The following is a 25,837-nucleotide window of genomic DNA, read 5'->3' on the forward strand; positions in this document are numbered from 1 at the left end:
TCAAGCGCGTGCCGGTGGAGATAGAGGCGGGCGCGCCGGGCGCCTATGCCGGGGCCGGCTCCATCGACGGCAGCGTGCCGGGCAACTATTATATCAACCTGCGCGATACCGGCATCTGGCCGCGCTACAGCCTGCCGACGCTCTGCTATCATGAAGGGATACCGGGCCATATCTGGCAGGGCGAATATACCTATAAACTGCCGCTGATCCGATCGCTGCTGGCGTTCAACGCCTATAGCGAGGGCTGGGCGCTCTATGCCGAGCAGCTGGGCGATGAGCTGGGCGTCTATGATGGCGATGTCGCCGGGCGGCTGGGTTATCTCCAGTCGATCGCCTATCGCTGTTGCCGGCTGGTGGTAGACACCGGCCTGCACGCCAAACGCTGGACGCGCGATCAGGCGATCCAATGGTTTGCCAGCACCAACGGATCGACGCTGGAGGATGTGCAGGGCGAAGTTGACCGCTATTGCGCATGGCCGGGCCAGGCCTGCGGCTACAAGGTCGGCCATGGCGAAATCGTACGGCTGCGCGGGGACGCGCAACGGGCGCTGGGCGACCGGTTCGACTTTCGCCTGTTCAACGACATGGTGGTGAAGGGCGGCGGCGTGCCGATGACCGTGCTCGCCGCCAATGTCGATGCCTGGGTCAAGGAACGCGGCGGGGCCTGAACCCACGCCGCGCGCCTTCCGCCACGGTCGGGTCCTACATCCCGTCCAGCCCCTTGCTGACCAGGATGTTGACGGACACGCGGCGGTTTTCGGCCTTGCCTTGCGCGGTGTCGTTGCTGGCGATCGGCTGGGCTTCCGACATGCCGGTCGGCGTCAGCATGCGATAGGGTTTCCAGTTGCAATGCTGTTGCAGATAATTGACCACCCGCCCCGCGCGCTTTTCGCTCAGCATCTGGTTATACTCTTCCGACCCGGTCGAATCGGTATAGCCCACGACCAGCAGCAGGGCGTTGTCCATCTGTTCGGCGCTGGCCGCCGTGGCGCACAGATCGCTCTTGGCCTGGGGCGACAATGCGGTCTTGCCGGTGTCGAAATTGACGTTGGTGGTCGCCTTCACATTATATTGGTCGATATCGGCGACCCGGCCGCGTAGCGCTTCGGTCGCGGCGCTCTGTTCGGCAAAGCCCTGCGCCGTACCGTTGCGGATCATCGACGCGGTTTTGAGGTCCTTGTTCTTGAGCGCGATGCGCGTCGCCACCAGCCCCTGCGCGCCCTGCACCGTCTCGACGCTGACGGGCAGACCGTTCAGCAGCGCGTCCGGCCCCAGCGTTTCGCGGCCCAGCCCAAGGAAGCCGCCGCTCGCGCGCACCACGGTCGCTTCCCCGATGGCCACGACATTGTTCGCGCCATCCTCGCCCGTGACCTGCATCTGGTCGCCGCTGCGCGCGGAGATGAAGCCCTCGATCGTTGGCCCCTTGACCGCTTCCGCCGGCGCTGGCTCGGGTTCGGTAATCGTGGCCGACAGGTCGGCCGGCGGCGCGTCCTGCGCTGCCAGCGGGCTCGCCATCGGCCCGGTGAGCAGCGCGCAGGCCAGCAGCGCGGCACCTCCCTTTGACGTGATAGACATGGGTGATCCTCCATCCTCTTGAATAAGCCCGTCCTGCCTGTTCCGGCGAATATTGCCGGTTGATGAATGGCGGGCGCAAGGCGCATCGCTCTGCCGGTCATGCGAGCGCAAGGCGAGGCGAATGGAGGCGGTCCCTGGCGCGGGCGGTGGCCAGACCCCAATTTTTTGGGGTGGCTGCGATTGGGCGGGGGGCTTACGCATGATGCCCATGAGTATATCCGTGGAAGAGGCCGTCCTGGCCCTCACTGAAAAGGAGAAGCAGACGCTGCGCCTGATGGTGCGCGGGCATGACGCCAAGTCGATCGCGCGCAGCCTCGGCCTCTCGGTCCACACCATCAACGAACGGCTGCGCGACGCGCGGCGCAAGCTGGCGGTATCGAGCAGCCGGGAAGCCGCGCGGATGCTGCTGGATGTGGAGGGGGAGGGCGCAGCGCCGCGCGTCCCCGAAAATCTGGGGGACAGCGAAATCGGGGACGACGCGGCGCGCGCGCCGGGGGATGAGCAGGCAGCGCCGATGGACGGCGCGGGGCGGGCAACCCGCCTACCCATGATCCTGACAGGAGTGATGCTCATGACCCTTATCCTTGGCCTACTTGCCATGACGACCCTTTCCCCCGATGGCGCGACGACGCAGCCGGCCGCAACCCAGGCGCAGGCGCCGCAAGATGCCGAACTGGTGCAAAAGGCGCGCGATTTCCTGACGCTGGTCGACGCTGGCCGCTGGGATGAGAGCTATCGCCTGTTCGGACCTTCTTTCCGCAAGCTCAACACGCCGCAGGTCTGGGCGTCCGTCTCGGACAAGGTGCGCGTGCCGCTGGGCGCGGTATCCTCCCGCCAGTTCCTGAGCCAACAAGAACTGCCCGCCCCACCGGCCGGCTACACTGTCATCAAATTCCGCACCGATTTCGCCGCCAAGCCGAACGCGGTCGAAACCGTCACGCTGGAACAGGGCGATGCAGGCTGGCAGGTGGTGGGCGTGACGATAGAATGAAGGCGCTTTAGGCCCCCTCTACCCACAAGGTCGCGCCTTCCGCGCGGATGATGCGGACGCGGGCGCCGGCGGGGGCGTCGGGGCCGCGCGCGGTCCAGACGCTGTCGCCCACGCGCACCCGGCCTTCGCCGCCGCTGATCGGTTCCACCACGCTGACCGTCTCGCCGATCAGCCGGGCGGCGCGGTCATTGAGCAGGGGATCGGCGGAGGCGACGGGATGGTCGACATACCAGCGCCGTCCGGCATAGACCGCCACAATGCTGAGCGCGGCGAACAGCAGCAGTTGGAGCGGCAGGCCGATCGGCAGCGCCAGCGCGGCAAGCCCGGTGATCGCCGCGGCGATCGCGATCCAGATCAGGAACACGCCGGGGATCAGCACCTCGCCAATGCCGAGCAGCGCGGCGAATACCAGCCAGGCCCAATGATCCTCCATCAGGGCGATCCAGTCGGTCATGTCTGCTCCCTCCTGCCGCCGTCACGCGCCATCGCCCTTACCCCTGGCTCTGGCCGAACGGGCCGCGACGCGGCGGCGCGGGCGGGGTGGGAATGGGCTGGCCATCGGTGCCCAGCGCGTCCTTGGCAAGCTGGCCGATGCCGCCCAGCGTCCCGATCAGCTGCGTCGCTTCCACCGGGAACAGGATCGTCTTGGCATTGGGCGATGTCGCAAATTGCTGCACAGCCTCGGTATATTTCTGCGCGATGAAATAGTTGAGCGCCTGCGGATTGCCCGACGAAATCGCGTCCGACACCATCTGCGTCGCCTTGGCCTCCGCCTCGGCCTCGCGCTCGCGCGCCTCGGCGTCGCGAAAGGCGGCCTCGCGACGGCCCTCGGCTTCGAGGATTTGGCTTTGCTTCGCGCCCTCGGCCTTCAGGATTTCCGATGCGCGCAGGCCTTCGGATTCCAGGATCAGCGCGCGCTTCTCCCGCTCCGCCTTCATCTGTCGGCCCATCGCGTTGACGATGTCGGCGGGCGGGCGAATATCCTTCAGTTCGACGCGCGTGATCTTGATGCCCCAGCTGTTGGTCGCATGATCGACGACGGACAGCAGCCGCGCGTTGATCTCGTCGCGCTTGGACAATGTCTCGTCCAGGTCCATCGACCCCATCACCGTACGCAGGTTGGTCGTCGCCAGCTGCATGATCGCGACATAGAGTTCGCTCACCTCATAGGCTGCCTTGGCCGCATCCAGCACCTGGAAGAAGACCACGCCGTCGACCGACACCATGGCATTGTCCTTGGTGATGATTTCCTGCCCCGGAATATCGACAACCTGCTCCATCATGTTGATCTTGCGGCCCACCGCGTAGAAGAAGGCGGGGTAGAAATTGAGGCCGGGGCGGGCGACCTCCGTGAACCGTCCGAAGCGTTCGATCGTATATTGATAGCCTTGCCGCACCACCTTCACGCTAACGGCAAGGTAGAAGAGCACAAGGCCGGTCAGTGTCAGGGCAAAGGTGGTCAGCATGGCGCTTCCATTTTCCGTGAGGGGCATGTCGGGCTTGGATCATGCGCCTGTTTCGTTAACGAGGATAGTCAAACCGCAAAGGAGAGTAAGCCCCATGTTGCTGCGCCACGCCCGTTCGCTGCTGTTCCTGCCTGCATCCAACCCGCGCGCCATCGCCAAGGCGCGCACCTTGCCGTGCGACATGGTGATCCTGGACCTGGAGGATGCGGTCGCCGACGACCGCAAGGCTGAAGCGCTGGACCAGGCGCTCGAAGCGCTCGGCGAAGGTTTTGGAGAAAGGCTTGCCGCCGTGCGCATCAATGTCGAGGGGGCGGCCACCCATGGGCGCGAGATGATCGCGCTCAAGGGCACGGCGGCCGACTATGTGGTGCTGCCCAAGGTCGAACATCCCAAGCAGGTCAAGGATGTCTTTTCCGTCAGTCAAAAGCCGGTGATCGCGATGATCGAAAGCGCGCGTGGCGTGCTGGCGGCCAATGCCATCGCCGCGGGCGAAGGCTGCGCCGGGCTGTTCATGGGCAATAACGACCTGCGCCGCGACCTTGGCCTTCCCGACAATGCCGGGCGCGCGGGCCTAGGCCTTGCGATGCAGACGGTGGTGCTCGCCGCCCGGGCGGCGGGCATCGCGGTGTTCGACGGCGTGTTCAACCGGCTGGACGATGAAGCGGGTCTGGAAGCGGAATGCGCCGAGGGTCATGCGCTGGGCTTTGATGGCAAAACGCTGATCCACCCCGCGCAGGTCCCGGTCGCCAATCAGGTGTTCGGCCCGGACGCCCAGGCCCTGGCCGACGCCCGCCGCCTGATCGAAGCCGCCACCGGCGGCGCCGAACGCTTCGAAGGCCGCATGATCGAAACCATGCACGTCGAACAAGCCAGGGCGCTCATCGCACGTGCCGAAGCCGTAGGGGGATAGCCCCAGCTCAAAAATTCGGGCGGCGTTTTTCGCGGAAGGCGGCGGCGCCTTCGGTGAAGTCGGGCAGGGTGAAGGCGTCGCGGAATAGCGATAATGTGGCGGCGTCGTCGTCGGCCTGGCCGTCGAGGATGCGGCGGATGACCGCCTTGGCGGATCGCACGCTGTGCTGGGCATTGGCGGCGATAGCGCGGGCGATCGCATTGGCAGCGGCAAGCGGATCGGGCGCGATCTCGTCGATCAGGCCGATCGTCAGCGCCGTCTGCGCATCGTGCAGCGCGCCGGTGAAGAGAATGCGCTTGGCCCGCGCTGGCCCGACCAGGTCGACCAGCAGCTTGGTGTCGAACAGCGAATAGACGATGCCCAGTTTCGCGGGCGTGATGCCCAGCCGTGCGGCGGGCGCAGAGATGCGCAGGTCGCAGGCGATCGCCATGCCGCAACCACCGCCTATGCAATCCCCGCCGATCGCGGCGATCACCGGCTTGTCGGCATGGGCCAGCGCATATTGGGTGGAACGGATCGCGGCCTGATTGGCGATGCGCCAGTCGGGATCGGCGGCGCAGCGGGCAAATTCGTCGATATCCGCGCCGGCGCAGAACAGGCCGGGCGTGGCGGAGGCGAGGATCAGCACGCGCACCGTATCGTCGGCCATGGCTTGCGCGACGAGGCGCGGCGCATCCTCCCACATCGCCTGCGTCATCGCGTTGCGGCGCGCGGGCCGGTCGATCAGCAGGCGCGCGATCGGCCCATCGTGCTCCAGGCGCAGCGTCATGCCCGCGGCCTCATCCCGGCCAGCGTTCCAGCAGCGGCACCAGCTCGTCGAAATGCGCGATCACCGCGTCCGCCTCCAGTTGCTCCACCGGCCCGTCCAGAAAGCCGAAGCCGACCGCGATATTGGCGATGCCCGCATTACGCGCGCCGGCAATGTCGTTGATCGTGTCGCCCACGAAGATTGCGCGGCCGCCGCCCGCACGCTCGATCATCGCCCGGATGGGCGCGGGGTCGGGCTTGGATACACCGACGGTGTCGCCGCTTACGATCGCCGCGAACCGGTCATGGAGGCCGATCTGCTGCATCAGGGGAATGGTGAACCGCTCCGCCTTGTTGGTGCACAGGGCGATCCGCACGCCCCGCGCCGCCAGCGCGTCGAGCGCCTGCACCGCGCCCGGATAGGGCGTCGAATGGATCGCCAGATTCTGCGCATAATGGTCGAGCAATATGGGCAACAAATCGGCCAGCATCGCCGTGTCACAGCCCCCCGACGCATCCAGTGCGCGTTGCAGCATCACCCGCGCGCCCTTGCCGGCGAAGGGGCGGATGTCGGCCGCAGGGAAGGGATCGCGGCCGATGGTGCCGATCGCATGGTTGACCGCGGCGGCCAGGTCGCCGCTGGTGTCGATCAACGTGCCATCCAGGTCAAAGCCGACAATATCGAAGGGAATGCTGTTCATGGCCGCGTTCCATGCCGCGTGCGCGGTGGCAAAGGCAAGGCAAACATGGCACAGAGCGCCCAGCACAGGCCAATCATCGGGAAATCATCGTGACCAGTTCCGCCGCTCGCCCGCTTGCCGTCATCATCCTTGCCGCCGGGCAGGGGACGCGGATGAAATCGTCGTTGCACAAGGTGCTGCACCCGGTGGCCGGGCGGCCGATGCTGCTGCATCTGCTGGCGAGCGCGGCGCAATTGTCGCCGCAACGGCAGGTGGTGGTCGTGGGTGCGGGCCGGGATCAGGTGGAACGTGCGGTCGAAGGCACCGGCGCGATTGTCGCCGTGCAGGACCAGCAGCTGGGCACCGGCCATGCGGTCGCGCAGGCGCATGACGCGCTGGCGGGTTTCGCGGGCGATGTGCTGATCCTTTATGGCGACGTGCCGTTGGTGTGCGCCGACACGATGCGCGCGATGCTGGACCGGCTCAACCGGGGCGACGAGCCGCGCGCCGTGGTGCTGGGCTTTCGTCCCGACAATGCGGCGGCCTATGGCCGCATCATCGCCGACGGGCAGGGCATTATCGAGAAAATGGTGGAATATAAGGACGCCGATGAAGCCGAGCGCGCCGTCACCCTGTGCAACAGCGGCCTGATGGCGGTGCGATCGACCGACCTGTTCGTGCTGCTCGACGCGATCGGCAACGACAATGCAGCGGGCGAATATTATCTGCCCGACATCGTTATGCTGCCCGGCGGCCAGAGCGCGGTGATTGAAACCGACGCGTGGGAAGTGGCGGGCGTCAACAGCCGCGCCGAACTGGCCGGGGTGGAGGCGCTGTGGCAGGCGCGCCGCCGGGCCGATGCGATGCGCGACGGCGTGACGCTGGTCGCGCCCGAAACCGTCTTCTTCTCGCATGATACGCTATTGGGTCGCGACGTGGTGGTGGAGCCCAATGTCGTCTTCGGCCCCGGCGTCACCATTGCCGACAACGTCATCATCCACGCCTTTTCCCATCTGGAAGGGGCCAGCGTCGACAGCGGCGCGGCCGTCGGCCCCTATGCGCGGCTGCGTCCCGGCGCGCAGATCGGCGCAAAGGCCAAGGTCGGCAATTTCGTCGAGATCAAGCAGGCGACGCTGGGCGAAGGGGCCAAGGCCAATCACCTGTCCTATATCGGCGACGCCAGCGTGGGGGCGGGGGCCAATATCGGCGCGGGTACCATCACCTGCAATTATGATGGCTATTTCAAATATCGGACGGAGATCGGCGCGGGTGCGTTCATCGGCTCCAACAGCGCGCTGGTCGCGCCGGCCAGCATCGGCGCGGGCGCGATCGTGGCGGCCGGCAGCGTGGTGACCCGTCCGGTGGAGCCGGATTCGCTCTGCCTCGTCCGGCCCGAACAGGTCGGCAAGACCGGCTGGGCGGCCCGCTTCCGCGAGAGGATGCAGGCGAAGAAGCTGCGCCCTTGAGCGCGTACCGCTCGTGATCCGCAAATTGCTCCTGGGGCTGGCGGCGTTGCTGGTACTGGGCGTCGGCTTTGCCCTGTGGTTGATCCACAATGCCCGTGCGATGCCGGTGGTGCGGCGGGCGGAGGTGATATTGCCCTATCCGCCCGGTGCGGCACAGCGCCCCGTCACCGTCGCGCTGCTGACCGACACGCATCTGTCCGGCCCGGACAACAGCCCGCAGCGCATGGCGCGGATCGTCGCGCAGATCAACGCGCTGCGGCCAGACCTCATCCTGCTGGGCGGTGATTATATCGGCGATGACAAGGGCGCGGCCATTTATGATGCGCGCGCCAGCATCGCCCCCTTTGCCGCCCTGCGCGCGCCGATGGGGGTGGTGGCGGTGCTCGGCAATCATGACAGCCGCAGCAAGCAGAACCGCCGGGCGTTGAGCGCGAGCGACTGGCAGGCGGCGTTCCATGCGGTCGGCATCACGTTGTTGCAGGACGGTGCGGTGCGACGCGGGCCGCTGGCGATCGGCGGCCTGAAGGACATCTATACCCGCAAGCCCGCGATTGACGGGACGCTGGCGGCGATGGCGCGCGTCGGCGGCGCGCCCATCCTCCTGTCGCACGGGCCAGACGTGTTCCCGCGCCTGCCCGACGCGCCCCTGTTAACGCTGGTGGGGCATACCCATTGCGGCCAGATTGCCTTCCCCTTCGCCGGCATCGTCTATGTGCCGTCGAAATATGGGACGCGCTATGCCTGCGGCCGTTATCGCGAGGGTGAGCGTCAGATGATCGTCGCGGCGGGCGTGGGCACCAGCGGCCTGCCCTTTCGCATGCTTGCCCCGCCCGACATCTGGTTCCTCACCATCCGGCCCGCCGCGCCGAAATAGTTGTGCCGCGCTGTTGGCGCAGGGGCGCGGAGTCTTTAATGGCTGGTCCGTGGCCTTGGCAGCCGATTGCGGCGCGCGAGGGGCTTGAGCGGGACAAAATAGCGGGGCGTTTCCTTCATGTGCGGCATTATCGGGATCATCGGCAGGGACGACGTGGCGGAACGGCTGGTCGATGGTTTGAAGCGCCTGGAATATCGCGGTTATGACAGCGCGGGCGTCGCCACCATCCATGACGGCGCGATCGAACGCCGCCGCGCGGAGGGCAAGCTCAACAATCTGGTGAAGGAACTGGTCGCCGAACCGCTGCCCGGCACCACCGGCATCGCCCACACCCGCTGGGCCACCCATGGCGCGCCGACCACCAGCAACGCGCATCCTCATGCCACCGCGCAGGTGGCGCTGGTCCACAATGGCATCATCGAAAATTTCAAGCCGCTGCGCGAGGAACTTGTTGCGCGCGGCCGTCATTTCGACAGCCAGACCGACACCGAAGTCGTCGCCCATCTGGTAAGCGAGCAGGTGGAACAGGGCGCGTCCCCGACCGACGCCGTGCGCGCCATATTGCCGCGCCTGCACGGCGCCTTCGCGCTCGCCATCGCCTTTCGGGAGCATCCCGACCTGCTGATTGGCGCGCGGCTGGGGTCGCCGCTGGTGGTGGGCTATGGCGAGGGTGAAACCTTCCTTGGGTCGGACGCACTGGCGCTCGCTCCGCTGACGCAACGCATCGCCTATCTGGAGGAGGGCGACTGGGTCGTCATCACCCGCGACGGCGCCGAGATTTTTGACAAGGACAACAACCCCGTCGACCGCCCCGTCACCATTTCCGGCGTGTCGGGCGCGATGATCGACAAGGGCAATCATCGCCACTTCATGCAGAAGGAAATTTACGAACAGCCGGTCGTCGTCGCCCAGACGCTGCGATCCTATCTGCGCCGCATGGAAAACCAGATTGCCATGCCCGACATGGATTTTGACCTGGGCCAGGTGAAGCGCATCACCATCGTCGCGTGCGGCACCAGCTTCTATGCCGGGCTCGTCGCCAAATATTGGATCGAAAAATTCGCCCGCGTGCCCGTCGACATCGATGTGGCGAGCGAGTTCCGCTATCGCGAACCGGTGCTGGAGGCCGGCGGCCTTGCCCTGTTCATCAGCCAGTCGGGCGAAACCGCCGACACGCTGGCGGCCTTGCGCCATGCCCGCGCCGAAGGGCAGATTATCGCGGTGGTCGTCAACGTGCCGACCAGTTCGATGGCGCGCGAGGCGGATCTGCTGCTGCCCACCCATGCCGGGCCGGAAATCGGCGTCGCATCGACCAAGGCCTTCACTTGTCAGCTCGCCGTGCTGGCGGCGCTGGCGGCCAATCTCGCCCGCGCCAAGGGCAAGCTGACGGCGGAAGAGGAAGCCGACATCGTCTGGCACCTGTCCGAAGCGCCTGCCGCGCTCAACCAGGCGCTGGCCCGCGACGGCCAGATCGAGGCGATGGCGCACCTGATCGCGCCGGCGCGCGACGTCCTGTATTTGGGCCGCGGCCCGGATTATCCGATGGCGCTGGAAGGCGCGCTGAAACTCAAGGAAATCAGCTACATCCACGCCGAAGGCTATGCCGCCGGCGAAATGAAGCATGGCCCCATCGCGCTGATCGACGATGCCGTGCCGGTCATCGTGATCGCGCCAAGCGGCCCATTGTTCGAAAAGACCGTCAGCAACATGGCCGAAGTGCAAGCGCGCGGGGGCAAGGTGGTGCTGATTTCCGACGCGGACGGCATCGCCATCGCGGGCGAAGGCTGCATGGCGACGATCGAAATGCCGCAGGTCCATCCGCTGATCGCGCCGCTGGTCTATGCCGTTCCGGTGCAGCTGCTCGCTTATCATGTCGCCGTTGCCAAGGGCACGGATGTCGATCAGCCGCGCAACCTTGCCAAATCGGTGACGGTGGAGTGAGCGCCGACCTGTTCGGACAGGATGAGGACAGCCGCGCGGCGCGGCCGGAGATGCTGACCGTCAGCTTCGACCATTGGGAAGGGCCGCTCGATCTGCTGCTGACGCTGGCGCGCAACCAGAAGGTCGACCTGCGCGAAATCTCGATCCTCGCGCTGACGCAGCAATATCTCGCCTTCATCGAAGGGGCGCGGCAGCTCAAGCTCGAACTCGCCGCCGACTATCTGGTGATGGCGGCCTGGCTCGCCTATCTCAAATCCTCGCTGCTGCTGCCCCGCGCGGAGCAGCCCGATCCCAGCCCCGAGGAACTGGCCCTGCGGCTGCAATTGCGGTTGCAGCGGCTACACGCGATGCGCGATGCCTCGGCCCGGCTGATGGCGCGGGACCGCATCGGCCGCGACGTGTTTCGCCGCCGCCGCCCGGAAGGGCTGGCGCTTGTCAAAAAGGCGCAGTGGCAAGCCAGCCTCTATGATCTGATCCAGGCCTATGGCCAGATTCGCGCGCGTACGCAGCCGGTGGTCCACACCATCGCCGTGCGCCCGGTCATGACGCTGGACGAAGCGATCCAGCGCGTCGGCGCGTTGGTCGGCGCGGCGCTGGACTGGACGCGGCTGGAGGCGTTCCTGCCGGCCGGTCTGGAGCAGCCCAAGGCGAAGTCGGCGCTGGCGAGCAGCTTTGTCGCGGCGCTGGAACTGGCGCGGCAGGGGCGGCTCGATATCCAGCAGGACGGGATTTTCCAGCCCATCTATCTGCGCGCCGCCGTGCCGGGACGGGCGGCGCCATGAATTCAGAACCCGATGATTATATGCGCGCCATCGAAGCCGCCCTGTTCGTCGCCGACGCGCCCATGTCTCCGGCCGAACTGAAACTTCATGTCGGCGATGGCGATATGGCCGCCGCGCTGGCGAGTCTGGCCGACGCCTATGCCGGGCGCGGCGTCAATCTGGTCGAGCGCGGCGGGCGCTGGCATTTCCAGACCGCGCCCGACCTCGCCCATATCCTGCGTCGCGAAAAGGACGAGCCGCGCAAATTGTCGCGCGCGGCAATGGAGACGCTGGCGATCATCGCCTATCATGAGCCGGTCAGTCGCGCGGAGATCGAGGCGATCCGCGGCGTTCAGGTCGCCAAGGGAACGCTGGACGTGCTGATGGAGGCGGGCTGGGTGCGTCCGGCGGGGCGCCGCGAAGTGCCCGGCCGGCCGCTGATATATGCGACCAGCGTAGACTTTCTGTCACATTTCGGCCTTAGCAGCCGTCGGGACCTGCCGGGGCTGGAGGATCTGCGCGCCGCCGGGCTGCTCGATCCCGTCGATCTGGCACTGGAGGCTATGGGCGGCCAATCCGTTCTGGAAAATGATGAGGAAGAGGCCTAGTAAGGCCCTCTGACAGGAGTAAATATTATGGGTTCCTTTTCGCTGATGCACTGGGTGATCGTGCTCCTGGTCGTCATGCTGCTGTTCGGCGGCGGCCGTATTTCCGGCCTGATGGGTGACGTTGCCAAGGGCATCAAGAGCTTCAAGAAGGGCATGGCGGACGACGATGAGGACGCCAAGCCCGCCAAGCCCGCCACCCGGATCGAAGGGCATCGCGTGCCCGAACAGGACGCGCCCGGCACGACCACGGAAGAAAAGACCAAGGCCTGATCCTTCAACCCCCGGGCCGGTAGTCGCGCATGTTTGGCATCGATTCGACCGAATTTCTGGTGATCGTGATCATTGCGGTGATCGTGATCGGTCCCAAGGACCTGCCGCGCGCGCTCTACAAGGTGGGGCAGATCGTGGGCAAGGCGCAGGGAATGGCGCGCCATTTCCGCACCGGCATCGACGCCATGGTGCGCGAGGTGGAACTGGAAGAGCTGGAAAAGAAATGGGCCGCGCAGAACAAGCGGATCATGGACGATCATCCGCCCGCGCCAGCGACCGACGCGCTGCCGGCGCCCGATGCTGCGCCGGATGACGGCTCGTCCGTCGCCGCATCCGAATCGATTTCGCCCGACGCGGATGGGGCAAAAGGTGCGGATGCGCCGCCCTATGTCGCCGATCCTGCGCCGCCCGCGCCCAAGCCCGCCTTTGTCGCCGAATCACGCCCAGCGCCCGCTCCGCCGCCGTCACAGGAGGGCGATCGTCCACCTTATGTGGCGGCCGCCCCTGCCAAGGACGACGAGGCCTTGCCCGCGCACAAGGGTGACGCGGCGGCATGATTAACGATATTGACGACAGCAAGGCGCCCTTGCTCGACCATCTGATCGAATTGCGCGGCCGTCTGCTCAAATGCGTCTATGCGCTGGCGATCACCGGCGCGCTCTGCTTCTATTTTTCCGAGCAATTGTTCGCCATTCTCGTCCACCCGCTCAAGGAAGCCTTTGGCAACGGCAACGGCCGGCTGGTTTATACCAAGCTCTACGAAGCCTTTTTCGTGCAGGTGAAGATCGCCTTCTTCGGCGCTTTCTGCCTGTCTTTCCCGATCATCGCGAACCAGCTTTGGGCCTTTGTCGCGCCCGGCCTTTATGCGCGCGAGAAAAAGGCGCTGCTGCCCTTCATCCTGGCGACACCCTTCCTCTTCGCCATGGGGGCCAGCCTGGCCTATTTCGTGGTGATGCCCACCGCCTTCCACTTCTTCCTGGAGTTTCAGGGCGACAGCAGCGGCCTGTCGGTCGAGGCGCTGCCCAGCGCGGACGCCTATCTCGGCCTTGTCATGCAGTTCATCCTTGCCTTTGGCATCAGCTTCCTGATGCCGGTGCTCTTGATGCTGCTCAACCGGGCGGGCTTCGTGACGCGCGCGCAGTTGATCGGCATGCGTCGATATATGATCGTCGCCGCGTTCGTGCTGGCCGCCGTGCTGACCCCGCCCGATGTCGTGTCGCAGCTGATGCTCGCCATCCCGCTGCTGCTGCTCTACGAAGTCACGATCATCGCCATCTGGTTCACTGATCGCAAGAAGGTGGAGCCGGAGGACGCGGAAGAAGTCGCGGCCTGACCATCCCTGACCGGATGCGGCGTTCCGTCAGACCCGGCGGAAGGGATAGGGCGCGGCGGTCCGTTCATAGCTGTGCAGATCCAGCGCGCGCGTGACCGGCGGTAGTGCCCGGTCCGGGCAGGCCCGCCGCTCGCATAGCGGGCAGCCCGGCCCTACCTCGGTCGCTTCGCCCCGCTCGGCGTCGAACCCATCGGCATGGACGATGCGGGCGGCGTGTTTCGCCTCGCAACCCAGCGCGATGACGCTCCGCGCTCGCGCGCCCGTCGCACCGCGCGGCACGCTCACGGCCAGCGTGACGAACCGTTTGCCTTCCATCGTCTCGATCAGTTGCGGTGCGATCGCCCCGGACGCGGGCGCGTCATGCGCGTCCCAGCGCGGGCAAGTGCCACCATAGCGGGCAAAGGGCCAGGCTTCGCCATCGAACCGCTTGGCGATCTGCCCCGCCCCATCGACCTTTGCCATGAAAAAGGGGATGCCGCGCGCCCCGGTGCGGTTGAGGCTGGTCAGGCGGTGCGCCAGTTGCTCCATCGACACGCCGAACCGGTCGCACAGCAATGGCAGGTCGTGCCGGCTCTGCTCGGCCGCCTGGCGAAACCGCTCATAGGGCATGACGAGCGCGGCGGCGGCATGGTTGGTGAGCGCGATCGTCGCGAGTCGGCGGCTGTCCTCGTCCGGCGGCGCGGCGCGCGCAACCTGCGCGGCGATGGCCTCGGCCAGCTCCTGCGCCACCAGATGCCAGGCTACGCCAAACAGTCGGCCCGATGGGGCCAACCGCTCGCTCAGCATCAGGCGGCGGCGGTGCATGTCGAAATGGCGCAGCCGTCCCGCGATCAGGTCTGCCCGCACCGTCTGCACGCTGATTCCATGCCGGTCCTTGAGCCGCGTGCGCAACGCCGCCTGAAGCAGCGCCGGGTCTTCCGGCAAATCCGCCGCGATCGCTTCCGCGCCGGCGTCGATCTCCGCAAAATGATTGCCCGCCCGCGCGATCATCTCGCGCAGCCAGTCGATCGGGGCGATCATCGGCACCCGCTCCGCCGCGCCCGCAAGCGCCTCCCCCGGCACCCGGCGCAGGTCGGTCAGCGCCCGATAGAAGCGCGCGACCGCCTCGGTCACGCCGGGATAATTTTCCGCGACCTCCAGCACCTCGTCGCGCGATATGCCGATGTCGCGCACCAGCGCGTCGGACAATATCTCGCCCAGTTCGCGCGGCCCGCCATCGGTCGAGGGCGCGGCGAAATCGCGAATGTCGATGTCATAGGTATTGGCGAGCCGCAGCATCATCTGCGCGGTCAACGGCCGCTGGTTGCGCTCGAGATGGTTGAGGTAGCTGGGCGACACGCCCAGTTCCTCGGCCATCTGCGTCTGGTTCAGCCCCAATTCGCGGCGCAGTACGCGCAGCTTGGGGCCTAGATAGAGTTTGCGGTCGCCTACATCTGCCATGCAGTCACTATGTCATGATTTGACACTATGACCAATCTAAATCATGACTGGCGGCCATTCATCGGCCTGTTAGCCGCCGCCGCATCTGTCTACATCGCTGTCCATGGCCCCAACGCTATGGGGCGTCGCACAAGGAAACCGACTCATGCAGGCGCAGACGATCGAACCGACCCACGGCCATCCCCAGCCCGCCCGTTCGCGCGCGGTGTTCAGTCAGGAGGATTTCAGCCTCATCCGCACGGCCATCGCCCATTATCTGCGCGAAGTGCAGGACCAGCCGGAATCGGTCAAATATGCCAATCTTTATCATCGCTTGGGCCGCGTGGCCTGACGGACCGCCATAGGATAGGGCAGGGCGCGGCGGGCAACCGACCGCGCCTTCGTCTTGCCTAGAACAGCTGTGTCAGCCCATAGAATAGCGCGCCGATCGCCGCAGCGGCGGGCAGGGTGACGACCCAGGCGACGATGATGCGCGACGCGATGTTCCAGCGCACGGCCGACAGGCGGCGCGACGCGCCCACCCCGACGATGGCGCCCGTGATGGTATGAGTGGTCGATACCGGCACGCCCAGATGCGTTGCCATGAACAGGGTGATAGCCCCTCCGGTTTCGGCGCAGAAACCCTGTGCCGGCGTCAGCCGCGTGATCTTCGACCCCATGGTGTGGACAATTTTCCACCCGCCCAGCAACGTGCCCAGCCCCATCGCCGCCTGGCAGGACAGGATCACCCAGAAGGGCACGTAGAAGGTGCCGCCCAGCATGCCCTGCGAATAAAGCAGCACGGCGATGATCCCCATCGTCTTCTGCGCGTCATTGCCGCCATGCCCCAGCGAATAGAGCGAGGCGGATACCAGTTGCAGCTTGCGGAACACCCGGTCCGCGCCCTGTGGCGTGAAGCGGCGGAATATCCAGCTCACCACCAGCACCAGCATCAGCGCCAGGAACAGACCGACCGCCGGCGACAGGACGATCGCGACGCTGGTCTTGAACACCCCGCTCCACACCACGGCGGGCAGGCCCGCCTTGGATACGCCCGCGCCCAGCAATCCGCCGATCAGCGCATGGCTGGACGAGGACGGTATGCCCAGCGCCCAGGTGATGAGGTTCCAGCTGATCGCCCCCATCAGTGCGCCGAAGATGACCTGCGGGTCGATGATGCTGGCATCGACGATACCCTTGCCCACCGTGGTCGCCACATGCAGGCCGAAGAAGAGAAAGGCGATGAAGTTGAAGAAGGCCGCCCAAGCGACCGCATATTGCGGCTTGAGCACCCGGGTGGACACGATGGTCGCGATCGAATTGGCGGCGTCGTGCAGCCCGTTCAGGAAATCGAACAGCAGGGCGACGCCGACCAGCGCGATCAGCAGCGGAAGGGCGATGGGGTCCATGGGATGCGCGCGGGATCAGGCGTGGTCGATGACCAGGCCGGAAATCTCGTTGGCGACATCCTCGAACCGGTCGGTCACCTTTTCCAGATGGCTGTAGATTTCCCGGCCGACGATGAAGTCCATCGGATTGCCGTCGCGGGCCTGCGCGTAAAGAAGTTTCAGCCCGTCTTCATGCAATATGTCGGCATGGCCTTCCAGCGTGACCAGCCGTTCGGTCAGGTCATGCAGCCGCGCGGCGTTGAGATTGAGCGATCGCAACAGCGGGATCGCTTCCTCCGTGATGCGCGCGCATTCGACGATCAGAGCGCTCATATCCTGCATCTGCGGCGGGAATGTCGTTACTTCGTAGAGCGCGACCGCCTTGGCGGTCTGGTTCATCTGGTCGATCGCGTCGTCCATCACCCCGATGAGGTCGGTGATCGCGCTGCGGTCGAAAGGCGTGACGAAGATGCGCCGCACGTCCTTCAGCACATCGCGGATGATGTCGTCGGCGACATGCTCCTGATCGGAAATGGTGCGGATATGGGTCGCCATGTCCGGTCCGCCCTGCATCAGCCGCGCCAGCGCATCCGCGCCCGCGACCAATGTCGTGGCATGATCCTCAAACTGTTCGAAGAAACGCCCCTGCTTGGGCATCAGCGCGTGGAACCAGCGCAATAGACCTGTCCTTTCATTCTGCCGGTCGCGCATAGCGATCAGGACGCGAAAGAACCAGCCCGGATCGGCGGGGGGTTCGCGGAAGCGCGCGATGATGGATTGCAGGTCCGGCTCGTCCACCGCTTTCGCCGCTTCGGCGAGCGGGAACCAGCGCAGTTCGCGCTGCCCCTGTTCGGGCCAGTGGGTCAAGTGGCGGGTGACGGCCAGCGGGAATACGTCGACCATCGCCTCGCGCGATCCGCCCTTGCGGCGGCGCTTGTCATAACGGTAGCGACCGATGCGGGCAGGGCAGGCGATGCCCTGTATCCCCGCTTCCTCATAGGCTTCCAGTTCGGCGGCGCGATGCCCCGCAAGCCCCTTCATGCGATTGCCCTTGGGAATGACCCAGCGTCCGGTATCGCGCGATGTGATCAGCAGGATCTGCATCGAACCATCGGCGGCGGTCGTATAGGGCAGGGCGGCGATCTGGCGCATCGATCGCATGTAACATAAACGTCATAATGCGCAATCGGCCGGTCGGGGCCGGGACGCTTCGCCCGACCCCGATTCCGTGCCTTATAGCGAGAAGCGCGCCGTCACGCGGATGTCGCGGCCGGCCAGCGGCGCGAAATCCTTGAGGAAGCTGGCGTGGCGCCGGGCCTCCACGTCAAAGATATTGTTGGCCGACAGCATCAGCGTGGTGCGGTCGTTGCCGGGCAGCGGCTTGAACGACAGCGAGGCATTGACCATCGTATAGCCGTCGGTCGGCGTTTCGAAGTCCGTCACCCGATCTTGATCGAACACATGCTCGACTTCGGCGCGGGCAGACAGCCGATCGCCCTGCGCTTCCAGCCCGCCCAGCAGCCGCAGCGGCGGGATGCGCGGCGCAGGGCCATTGCCCTTGATGGTGGCGCGGACATAGTCGGCAACGCCATCGACATTGATCGCATAACCGCCCAGTTGCGCCAGCTTGACCGACGCTTCGGCCTCGAACCCATAATAGCGGGCGTCGGCCTGGTTGAAGGCGTAGCAGGGAAATTCCAACTCCTCGCCGCCATTGACCGCCTGGCAGACGCTGTCGGCGGCGACGCTTTCATAGATATAGCCGCTGAACCAGTTATGATAGGCCGCCAGGCTGACGCTGTAGCCTTCGCCCGATCCGCGCAGCGTGCCTTCCAGGCCCCAGCTTTTTTCCTTCCCGAAATCCGGATCGCCCAGCTCGAACGCCTGCGTGCCGGCATGATTGCCGCGCGCGAACAGTTCTTCGGCGGATGGCGCGCGTTCGCTGCGCGATGCGTTGAGGCCGATGCGCCAGCCGGGCATGATCGCCTGGCTGATGCCGATGGAACCGGACAGCGCATCGAAGCTGCGGCGGCGCCCGTCGAAAAACAGCGCCTCGTCGGCATCCGCGCTGACATCGGTATGCTCAAAGCGCGCGCCGCCTTCCAGCCGCGTATTGCCCAGGTCCAGCGATTGCAGCGTGAAGACGCCGATCTGGTTGGTTTCATTCTTGGGCAGAAATTTCTCTTCGCCTTCGACCTGAAAGCGGCGCGTGAAGAATTGCGCGCCGAACGCGCCGTCCCATCCGCCGCGCTTGGACTGCACGAATTCCAGCCGGCTTTCCATCGACTGGTTGTAGAAGGTCGTGCCGACCTCACCCGTATCCTCGATTTCCTGATGCTGATAATCGGCATAACCTGCGCGCAGGCGGATGCTGTCGAGGAAGCCGCCATTGACGGCGACTTCGCCGCGCAGGTCGACGCGGTCCTGCTTCATGCGCAGCCGCACCTCCTCCGCCTCGCCATCGGGATCGAGCGCATAGCGCACCGGCACACCGTAGAAATTGTCGGTATGCGCGAACGACACGCCCAGATTGCCGCCATCGTCGATATAGGCCGCGCCGCCGGCCACTTCCCATACGCGCCCGGCGCTGTTGGGCAGCTTGCCTTTGAGGTTCGCTAGGTCGGCAATCTCCGCGTCGCCGCTCGCCGCCGCCTGCGCGCGCAGCGCCGGCGTCAGAATATAGTTGCCAGTGTCGAGATCGCCGGTCTTGCTGTAGCTGCCGTCCAGATGGACGACGAACTTGTCGGCCAGCGGCACTTCGATTTCGCCCGCGCCCGTGCGTTCATTGGCGGCGCTGCCATAGGTGCCGATCGCGTCGATATGTATCGGCTCATCGGGCACGCGGCGCGGAATGCGGCTGTCGATCACATTGACGACGCCGCCGATCGCCGACGACCCATAGAGCAGGGCGGACGGCCCGCGCAGGATTTCGATGCGATCGGCGGTCAGCGGATTGATCGCCACGGCATGGTCGACCGATGTGTTCGACACGTCGAAGCTGCCGATCCCATCGGTCAGGATGCGCACGCGCTCGCCCTGGAAACCGCGCAGGATGGGGCGCGATGCGCTGGGGCCAAAGGAGGTCGCCGACACGCCCGGCTGGCGCGCCAGCGTTTCGCCGATGCTGGGGCGCAGTTCGCGGGTGAGTTTCTCGCCGGTCAGGACGCTGGTGCCCGACAATATGTCCCCCTGCCGCCGCGGGATCAGCGCGGTGACGACAATGTCGGCGCGCTGGTCATGATAACTGCCATCCTGATCCGCGTCCGCGGCCGGCGCGGTCTGGGCAAGGCCCGGGACGGAAAGGCACAGCAGCGGCAGGGCGCAGCCGGCGCGCAGCATCGAAAAGCGGGACATGGAGGATCAACCCTTTGACTATGATCTGATGTCGATCCTGTATCTAGGATGTTACACCGTAACAAGCCTGTTCGTCGGAAATTTGCGACGATGCGCCACGACGCGGAAACATGGCGGCAATGACAATGGCGGCTTATAGAAACAGATAGTCGGCCAGCGCCTCGGCCGCTGGCTTGTCGGCCAGATGCGGTCCCACCGCCTGCCGGATTTCGATGGCGGGCAGGGGCATGTCCAGCGCCAGCCGCCGGATGCCGCTCATCCGGCCAAGGTCGCGCGCCAGGGGCCCAAAGGCGGCAAAGCAGCCGGCTCCATCACGCAGTGCCTCGACGATCTCCAGCATATTGTCGCTTTCCAGCGCTGCCATCGCAAAGGATGCGCGCCCGCGCGCCAGTGCCGCCTCGACGATGTCGCGCATTCCGTTGCTGCGTTCCATCGTCAGCAGCGGCGTCGCAGCGAGGTCCGCGCGCGCCACCATGTCCGCGCGCGCCAGCCTGTGGCTGCTTCCGGCATAAAGGTTGACCGGCTCCGACCAGCCATAGCGGGACGGGGGCGCGGACGGCTCTTCCAGCGCGTAGAAATAGGCGATGTCGGCGCGCCCGCTCGCCAGCGCCGCCGCGGCGTCGTTCGCGCTGTGGACATGCAGGTCGATGCTGATGGCGATATCGTCATTGGCCGCCTCGAACGCGGCGAGCGCGTCCTGGAAATGGCCGAAGATCGGCGCGGGCGCGGCCAGGATGATCGCGTCGCGCGCCGGCGTGGGCTGCGCTGCTTGCAAAGGCGGCATATCCGCCGCCGACGCATCGACGGCCGCCGGCGCGTCATCGCCGCCCAGCTGCATCATCGCCTGCGCGGTCTTGCGCCCGGCCGGCGTCAGCCGCGCTTCGCCGCCTGGATCGTCGAACAGCCGATAGCCCAGCCGCATCTCCAGCGCCGCGATCCCGTCCAGCACCTCTGGCCGGGTCAGACCCATATCCTCGGCACAGCGCGCCACGCTGCCCGCCGCCACCATCTGCGCGAAAATATCCAACTGGCGCAGGGACGGGCTGCTCATGCGCCGGTGATAGAGGAAATGGCCTCCATGCGTAAGCGCCATCTTCGCACGCTTTCCACGCAAAGCCGGGTTGACGAACCCCCCGCGATGATGGCAGGGCGCTCCTCTGCCGGGCGGGTATAGCTCAATGGTAGAGCACTAGCCTTCCAAGCTTGTGATGCGGGTTCGATCCCCGCTACCCGCTCCAGCCATTCCGTACATCGTTTATCCCTCACGCTTGCGCCGGCGGCCCTGAACTGCCGCGTTCGATCAGGGTGAAGCGGAATTCGGGTGTGTCGCGTGCGTCTTGCGCCAGCGCGTCGATGACGGTGCGGCCCATTTCCTCCAGCGGCTGGCGCACGGTGGTCAGCGGGGGCCAGGATGTCAGGCTCGCCGACGTATCGTCAAAGCCGGTGACGGACAGGTCCTCGGGCACGCGCAACCCGATCCGGTGCGCCAGCGTCAGCACGCCCAGCGCCATGTCGTCATTGGTGGCGAAGATGGCGGTCGGCGGGTGCGGCAGCGCCAGCAATGTCTCGCCCGCCGCGATCCCGGACGCGAAATCGAACCGGCCGGGCACGAACAGCGCCTCCTCCGCCGCGATGCCCGCCGCCGCCAGCCCTTCGCGAAAGCCATCGACCCGGCGCAGTGCGGCATGGTGGGTCGCGGGCGGGGTGATGACACCGATGCGGCGATGGCCAAGGCTGGTCAGATGATCCGCGACCATCCGGCCCGCCGCCTGTTCGGGCGTGGAGATGGTGAAGCTGGGCGAGGGCCCGGAACCGGCAATGCGCGCGCAGGGCAGCTGCATCTGCGCCAGCCTGTCGAGCAGCGGCTGGTCGTCGGCCAGCGGCGGGACGAGCAGCACGCCATCGGGCCGCAGCGCCGCGACCAGCCGGTCGAGCACGTCGAACCGTTCCTCTCCGCCCGGCGATAGTGGTTCGACCACCAGATGATAGCCCAGGTCCCGGCACCGCCAGGCCGCGCCCATCTGGATGCGGCTGACATAGCCGGGCGCGGGGTTGTTATAAAGGAATGCGATCATGAACGACCGCCCGCCCGCCAGCCGCCGCGCGGACTGGTTGGGGCGATAGCCCAGCTGCGCGATCGCCGCCTGCACCCGGTCCCGCAACGCGTCGCTGACATTGGGCGCCTTGTTGACGACGCGGGACACCGTCTTGATCGAGACTTTGGCGAGGGCGGCGACGTCGTGAATGCTGGTCATGGGTCCTGGCTCATGGCGCGGGGAGGCGTTTGTCATGCCCCTTTGTCGTCGCGCTTGGCAAGCCATGGCGCGCGCCCTTATGGTGGCGCGATGGGCACTGTCATCAATCTGCGTCAGGCGCGCAAGCGCAAGGCTCGTGCCGACAAGGCGGCGAACGCGGCCGCCAATCGGGCGCTTCATGGCCGCACGAAGGCCGAACGTTCGGCGCAGGCGGCCCAAGACGAGCGCCAGAATGCCGTGTTGAGGGGCGCATTTCGCGAGTCCCCTCAAGAAAAAGATCAGTAATAATCTCTGTAGGATGAATAATCGTTCAGCGAAGGTGAGATGTCATGGTGCTCATGCGATGAACATCCGTTCATAATGATCGCTTCGCCTTATCGTCCTTTCGGTTCGTCCTTGATGCGGCCAGTTCATGCAAAGATTCGGACCAGTCGATGGTTGATGATCCACTATGACTGGACATATTCGCACCATCCGCCCCGCCAGGGCCGCGATCGCCGCTGTTCTGGCCTTTACCGCAACGCCCCTGCTGGCGCAGGACATCGTGCCGCCCGCTGTTGCGCCCTCGGCCGCGCCGGAGGCGAGCGTCGTCAGTCCGCCGGCAATGACCCCGGCACAAGCCGCGCCGGCCGTGGCGACGCCGGGAAGCACGATGCCAGGAAGCACTATGCCTGCAACCCCGGTGTTTCAGCCGAGCGCGCCTGTCGTGCAGTCGACCGCCCCGGTTGAACAGCGCATCGCCGAGGCACGTGCCGCTGCCGAGGCGGAGCAGGCAAGCAGCCGCGCTACGGATCAGTCCAACCGCCCATCCGCGCGTCAGGCAAGTGCTCGCCAGGCTGCCCCCACACCCGAATCCACGGCAATGGACGCGCCGGCCGCGCCAGTGACGTCGCCCGCCGCCGCGACGGCGGCGCCGACTCCGCCAGCCCCATCCACGACGGATCGCGCCCCGGCAGATATGCCGGCTGCCGCCGCCACCGCGCCATCGATGGCCGCTGAAGCCCCGGCAGAAGCCGCGCGCACGGATCAGGCGCTTCTGTGGGCCATGGGTGGCGGCGCGCTGCTGCTGATGGGCCTGGGTGGCGCGATGGTGATGCGCCGCCGACGCCCCGTTGCGGAGGACGGAGTTGTTACGCCAACCTATGCCACCGCTGCGGCAATGCCTGAGCCCGCGCCTGCTATGGTCGATCCGGCGCGGACGACGCCCGTAGAGCATGCGCCCGCCAGCCGGCCCGCGATCGGTGCGCGTCCGGCGATGGCCCCGGCGATGGTGACGCCACAGGACGCGACGCTCGACGCCATGGTCGCCGCGCCCCCCAGCCCGGAAAATCCCTTTACGACCCGGGCCAAGCGCACCCGACGCGCCCGTTTCCTGCTGGCCCAGCGTGCAGCGGCGGCCCGCACGCCCGATGCGCCGCAAACAGTACATGCCGAACCAGTTGCACCACACGGCCCGGCGACGCAGGATCGCAGCCAGATGGTCTATCGCTTCGACAAGGATGGTCCGCGTAGCGGCTTCCTGAAACCGCGTACACGCTGATCGGCGCTGGCCCCCGCCACGCAATCAAGAAAGGCAACGAAGGCCGGGCCATGCGCTCGGCCTTTTTGCGATCCCGGCCCCGCCAGTCCGGTTGCGCTTTTTCGGCGTGACTGATACCGGGCGCGCGCACGCCTTTACGCGCCGTTTCCATCAGAAAGAGTCGCCGCTCCATGACCGAAAAGATCAATCGCATCGTCCTCGCCTTTTCCGGCGGCCTCGACACCAGCGTGATTTTGAAATGGTTGCAGCAGACCTATGGCTGCGAGGTCGTGACCTTCACCGCCGATTTGGGGCAGGGGGAAGAACTGGAGCCCGCCCGCGCCAAGGCGCAACTGATGGGCGTCAAGCAAGAGCATATCTTCATTGACGACCTGCGCGAAGAATTTGTGAAGGACTATGTCTTTCCGATGATGCGCTCCAACGCGCTTTATGAGGGGCTGTACCTGCTCGGCACGTCGATCGCCCGGCCGCTGATCGCCAAGCGGCAGATCGAAATCGCGAAACAAGTGGGCGCGGACGCGGTGAGCCATGGCGCGACCGGCAAGGGCAACGACCAGGTTCGCTTCGAGCTGTCGTATTACGCGCTCGAGCCCGGCATCAAGATCATCGCGCCGTGGCGCGAATGGACGTTCAAGGGTCGCGAGGAGCTCCTGCAGTTCGCGCGCGATCACCAGATCACCATCGCCAAGGACAAGGAGGGCGAGGCGCCGTTCTCGGTCGACGCCAACCTTCTGCACTCGTCGTCCGAGGGCAAGGTGCTGGAAGACCCGGCGAAGGAAGCGCCGTCGATCGTCTATCAGCGCACCATCTCGCCGATGGAAGCGCCGGACAAGCCGACCGAGATTCGCATCGGCTTCAGGAAGGGCGACGCGGTCAGCATCGACGGTGAGGCGCTGTCGCCGGCGACGCTGCTTGCCAAGCTCAACAAGCTCGGCCACGACAACGGCATCGGCCGGCTCGATCTGGTCGAGAACCGCTTCGTCGGCATGAAATCGCGCGGCGTTTACGAAACCCCGGGCGGCACGATCCTGCTGCAGGCGCATCGCGCCATCGAATCGATCACGCTCGATCGCGGCGCGGGCCATCTCAAGGACGATCTGATGCCGCGCTATTCGGAGCTGATCTACAACGGTTTCTGGTTCGCGCCGGAGCGCGAGATGCTTCAGGCGCTGATCGACAAGAGCCAGGAGAATGTCGAGGGCGAGGTTCGCCTCAAGCTCTACAAGGGCAACGTGATCGTCACCGGCCGCGAGAGCCCGAAGTCGCTCTACTCGTCGACGCTCGTGACCTTCGAGGACGACAAGGGCGCCTACGACCAGAAGGACGCCGAAGGCTTCATCAAGCTCAATGCGCTGCGGTTGCGCACCCTCGGCCAGCGGCGGAAGAAGTTCGAAAAATAATCCGCGAGGAAAGGCGCTGCCATGCCGGGACTGATGGAGAAAATCGCAGTCACGGTGGGCAGCGCAGTTCTGGCCGGTGCGCTGCTCGTCATCGCCTATATTTCTGCGGGCGTGGTGATCCTGGCATTTCTGCTGGCGGGGATTTTCCTGATCGGCGGTAACGTTGTGCCGGCGGGCAATCTGTTTGCGCCGATCGGATTCGCGGCGCTGGTGGTGTTCGGGCTGTCGTCGTGGGCGCTGACGACGCTCGGCGTCGGAGCGTGGTGGCTCTGGACAAGGAAAGCGCCCCGTGATGCCCAGCCGCCCTCTGCGCAACCCTGATCAGGTTTGTGAAATGAGCCACGGAATCACTCTGGCGCCGGGCGTTTGAATCCCTATATGCCCTCGCGCCGATCGCAACTGGAGCGATCCCAAGAGGCTTGTCGGGTTGTCATGATCTACATCCTCGCCGTCTTTCTGCCGCCGCTCGCGCTGTTGCTCAACGGCCAGATTTTCTCGACCGTGCTCAACTTTGCGATGATCGTGCCGTGCATCCTGCTCGGGTTGGCGTTCCCGGTGCTCTGGCTGGTGCCGTCGGCGCACGCGGTCATCGCGATCTCCATGTCGCGCGAGAACCGCCGCCACCGCGAGATCGTGAATGCGATCGAGCGCCACGGCCCGCCGCCGGGCTGGCGGTCTTGAGCGGTATCCTCTCGAAACGAAAATGGCCGGGACAGATGCCCGGCCATTTTGCTTTTGCGAATGAAGCGGCTGCCTAGACCTGCCGCTCGACCATCTTCTTCTTGATCTCGGCGATCGACTTCGCCGGGTTCAGGCCCTTCGGGCAGGCCTTCGAGCAGTTCATGATGGTGTGGCAGCG

The 25,837-nt window shown here is 65.9% G+C and carries 28 protein-coding genes, 1 tRNA gene and 1 pseudogene; 18 read left to right on the top strand and 12 right to left on the bottom strand.

The features are described from left to right. On the top strand, positions 1-668 hold a 668-nt coding region (locus tag B2V90_RS19735; protein WP_293922915.1), incomplete at its 5' end, for a DUF885 domain-containing protein. 34 nt (positions 669-702) lie between these two features. Here B2V90_RS19735 and B2V90_RS19740 read toward each other — a convergent pair. Next, entirely contained in the window at positions 703-1,575 is an 873-nt protein-coding gene (locus tag B2V90_RS19740; RefSeq protein WP_228222082.1) for an OmpA family protein, read from the bottom strand. A 208-nt stretch (positions 1,576-1,783) separates the two neighbouring features. Between B2V90_RS19740 and B2V90_RS19745 the strand changes: the two genes are divergently transcribed. After that, positions 1,784-2,566 carry a helix-turn-helix domain-containing protein gene (locus B2V90_RS19745; protein ID WP_414711626.1) on the top strand — a complete coding sequence of 261 codons (783 nt, stop codon included), beginning with the start codon at positions 1,784-1,786 and terminating at the stop codon, positions 2,564-2,566. A 7-nt stretch (positions 2,567-2,573) separates the two neighbouring features. Here B2V90_RS19745 and B2V90_RS19750 read toward each other — a convergent pair whose 3' ends face one another. Continuing rightward, entirely contained in the window at positions 2,574-3,020 is a 447-nt protein-coding gene (locus B2V90_RS19750; protein WP_228222080.1) for an NfeD family protein, read from the bottom strand. A 37-nt stretch (positions 3,021-3,057) separates the two neighbouring features. Continuing rightward, complete coding sequence (locus B2V90_RS19755) at positions 3,058-4,032, bottom strand: SPFH domain-containing protein (protein ID WP_037542527.1); 975 nt, start codon at positions 4,030-4,032, stop codon at positions 3,058-3,060. 94 nt (positions 4,033-4,126) lie between these two features. On the opposite strand from B2V90_RS19755, the gene B2V90_RS19760 reads away from it, so the two are divergent. Beyond that, positions 4,127-4,942 carry an HpcH/HpaI aldolase/citrate lyase family protein gene (locus B2V90_RS19760; protein WP_228222079.1) on the top strand — a complete coding sequence of 272 codons (816 nt, stop codon included), beginning with the start codon at positions 4,127-4,129 and terminating at the stop codon, positions 4,940-4,942. 7 nt (positions 4,943-4,949) lie between these two features. Here the strand turns inward: B2V90_RS19760 and B2V90_RS19765 are convergent, their stop codons facing one another. Continuing rightward, complete coding sequence (locus B2V90_RS19765) at positions 4,950-5,711, bottom strand: enoyl-CoA hydratase/isomerase family protein (RefSeq protein WP_228222078.1); 762 nt, start codon at positions 5,709-5,711, stop codon at positions 4,950-4,952. A 10-nt stretch (positions 5,712-5,721) separates the two neighbouring features. After that, entirely contained in the window at positions 5,722-6,390 is a 669-nt protein-coding gene (locus tag B2V90_RS19770) for an HAD family hydrolase (protein WP_228222077.1), read from the bottom strand. A gap of 152 nt (positions 6,391-6,542) precedes the next feature. On the opposite strand from B2V90_RS19770, the gene glmU reads away from it, so the two are divergent. The 8 genes from glmU (at position 6,543) to tatC (ending at position 13,622) form a co-directional block, all read left to right on the top strand. Further along, the gene (gene glmU / locus B2V90_RS19775; RefSeq protein ID WP_266103132.1) at positions 6,543-7,835 is read left to right on the top strand and encodes a bifunctional UDP-N-acetylglucosamine diphosphorylase/glucosamine-1-phosphate N-acetyltransferase GlmU; all 1,293 of its coding nucleotides are present in this window, start codon (positions 6,543-6,545) and stop codon (positions 7,833-7,835) included. 13 nt (positions 7,836-7,848) lie between these two features. Further along, a complete protein-coding gene (locus B2V90_RS19780) occupies positions 7,849-8,709 on the top strand; it encodes a metallophosphoesterase (RefSeq protein ID WP_414711627.1) in 861 nt (286 codons plus the stop codon). A 117-nt stretch (positions 8,710-8,826) separates the two neighbouring features. Next, positions 8,827-10,650, top strand: a complete 1,824-nt coding sequence (gene glmS / locus B2V90_RS19785) for a glutamine--fructose-6-phosphate transaminase (isomerizing) (protein ID WP_228222075.1) — start codon at positions 8,827-8,829, stop codon at positions 10,648-10,650. Positions 10,651-10,700: 50 nt separating this feature from the next. After that, entirely contained in the window at positions 10,701-11,432 is a 732-nt protein-coding gene (locus B2V90_RS19790) for a segregation and condensation protein A (RefSeq protein WP_228222123.1), read from the top strand. Further along, positions 11,429-12,019: an SMC-Scp complex subunit ScpB gene (gene scpB, locus B2V90_RS19795; protein ID WP_228222074.1), complete on the top strand. Its 591-nt coding sequence runs from the start codon at positions 11,429-11,431 to the stop codon at positions 12,017-12,019. Before B2V90_RS19790 ends, scpB begins: the two co-directional genes overlap by 4 nt. A 27-nt stretch (positions 12,020-12,046) precedes the next feature. Continuing rightward, complete coding sequence (locus B2V90_RS19800) at positions 12,047-12,289, top strand: twin-arginine translocase TatA/TatE family subunit (RefSeq protein ID WP_037542078.1); 243 nt, start codon at positions 12,047-12,049, stop codon at positions 12,287-12,289. Between the two features lie 29 nt (positions 12,290-12,318). Beyond that, positions 12,319-12,846, top strand: a complete 528-nt coding sequence (locus tag B2V90_RS19805; protein ID WP_228222073.1) for a translocase — start codon at positions 12,319-12,321, stop codon at positions 12,844-12,846. Continuing rightward, positions 12,843-13,622: a twin-arginine translocase subunit TatC gene (gene tatC / locus B2V90_RS19810; protein ID WP_228222072.1), complete on the top strand. Its 780-nt coding sequence runs from the start codon at positions 12,843-12,845 to the stop codon at positions 13,620-13,622. Before B2V90_RS19805 ends, tatC begins: the two co-directional genes overlap by 4 nt. A gap of 27 nt (positions 13,623-13,649) precedes the next feature. Here tatC and B2V90_RS19815 read toward each other — a convergent pair whose 3' ends face one another. Beyond that, complete coding sequence (locus tag B2V90_RS19815) at positions 13,650-15,062, bottom strand: helix-turn-helix domain-containing protein (protein ID WP_228222071.1); 1,413 nt, start codon at positions 15,060-15,062, stop codon at positions 13,650-13,652. 145 nt (positions 15,063-15,207) lie between these two features. On the opposite strand from B2V90_RS19815, the gene B2V90_RS19820 reads away from it, so the two are divergent. Further along, positions 15,208-15,393 carry a hypothetical protein gene (locus tag B2V90_RS19820; protein WP_009820985.1) on the top strand — a complete coding sequence of 62 codons (186 nt, stop codon included), beginning with the start codon at positions 15,208-15,210 and terminating at the stop codon, positions 15,391-15,393. Positions 15,394-15,451: 58 nt separating this feature from the next. Here the strand turns inward: B2V90_RS19820 and B2V90_RS19825 are convergent, their stop codons facing one another. The 4 genes from B2V90_RS19825 to B2V90_RS19840 form a co-directional block, all read right to left on the bottom strand. Then, positions 15,452-16,450, bottom strand: coding sequence for an inorganic phosphate transporter (locus B2V90_RS19825; protein ID WP_228222070.1), 999 nt, complete (start codon positions 16,448-16,450; stop codon positions 15,452-15,454). 15 nt (positions 16,451-16,465) lie between these two features. Continuing rightward, positions 16,466-17,581, bottom strand: coding sequence for a DUF47 family protein (locus B2V90_RS19830; RefSeq protein ID WP_228222122.1), 1,116 nt, complete (start codon positions 17,579-17,581; stop codon positions 16,466-16,468). A gap of 81 nt (positions 17,582-17,662) precedes the next feature. Further along, on the bottom strand, positions 17,663-19,783 hold the full coding sequence (locus B2V90_RS19835; protein WP_228222069.1) for a TonB-dependent receptor: 2,121 nt from the start codon (positions 19,781-19,783) through the stop codon (positions 17,663-17,665). A gap of 133 nt (positions 19,784-19,916) precedes the next feature. After that, the gene (locus B2V90_RS19840; protein ID WP_414711628.1) at positions 19,917-20,876 is read right to left on the bottom strand and encodes a LysR family transcriptional regulator; all 960 of its coding nucleotides are present in this window, start codon (positions 20,874-20,876) and stop codon (positions 19,917-19,919) included. A gap of 71 nt (positions 20,877-20,947) precedes the next feature. Here B2V90_RS19840 and B2V90_RS19845 point away from each other — a divergent pair. Then, positions 20,948-21,021: transfer RNA gene (locus B2V90_RS19845), tRNA-Gly, on the top strand. Positions 21,022-21,045: 24 nt separating this feature from the next. Here B2V90_RS19845 and B2V90_RS19850 read toward each other — a convergent pair. Continuing rightward, positions 21,046-22,038 (bottom strand): LacI family DNA-binding transcriptional regulator, encoded by a 993-nt coding sequence (locus tag B2V90_RS19850; RefSeq protein WP_228222067.1) that lies wholly within the window; start codon positions 22,036-22,038, stop codon positions 21,046-21,048. A 90-nt stretch (positions 22,039-22,128) separates the two neighbouring features. Here B2V90_RS19850 and B2V90_RS19855 point away from each other — a divergent pair, with 90 nt between their 5' ends. From B2V90_RS19855 to B2V90_RS19875, 5 genes are all read left to right on the top strand, one after another. Next, positions 22,129-22,323: a DUF4169 family protein gene (locus B2V90_RS19855; RefSeq protein ID WP_228222066.1), complete on the top strand. Its 195-nt coding sequence runs from the start codon at positions 22,129-22,131 to the stop codon at positions 22,321-22,323. 166 nt (positions 22,324-22,489) lie between these two features. After that, the gene (locus tag B2V90_RS19860) at positions 22,490-23,578 is read left to right on the top strand and encodes a hypothetical protein (RefSeq protein WP_228222065.1); all 1,089 of its coding nucleotides are present in this window, start codon (positions 22,490-22,492) and stop codon (positions 23,576-23,578) included. A 170-nt stretch (positions 23,579-23,748) separates the two neighbouring features. Next, entirely contained in the window at positions 23,749-24,978 is a 1,230-nt protein-coding gene (locus tag B2V90_RS19865; RefSeq protein ID WP_293922921.1) for an argininosuccinate synthase, read from the top strand. Positions 24,979-24,999: 21 nt separating this feature from the next. After that, on the top strand, positions 25,000-25,299 hold the full coding sequence (locus B2V90_RS19870) for a hypothetical protein (RefSeq protein WP_293922923.1): 300 nt from the start codon (positions 25,000-25,002) through the stop codon (positions 25,297-25,299). A 111-nt stretch (positions 25,300-25,410) separates the two neighbouring features. Further along, on the top strand, positions 25,411-25,659 hold the full coding sequence (locus tag B2V90_RS19875) for a hypothetical protein (RefSeq protein ID WP_293922925.1): 249 nt from the start codon (positions 25,411-25,413) through the stop codon (positions 25,657-25,659). 73 nt (positions 25,660-25,732) lie between these two features. On the opposite strand, the pseudogene B2V90_RS19880 reads toward B2V90_RS19875, so the two are convergent. Beyond that, a pseudogene (locus tag B2V90_RS19880) lies at positions 25,733-25,837 on the bottom strand (succinate dehydrogenase iron-sulfur subunit); the annotation flags it as partial.

Origin of the sequence: Sphingobium sp. UBA5915 (assembly GCF_002431195.1) — a bacterium.
GTDB classification, from domain to species: Bacteria; Pseudomonadota; Alphaproteobacteria; order Sphingomonadales; family Sphingomonadaceae; genus Sphingobium; species Sphingobium soli.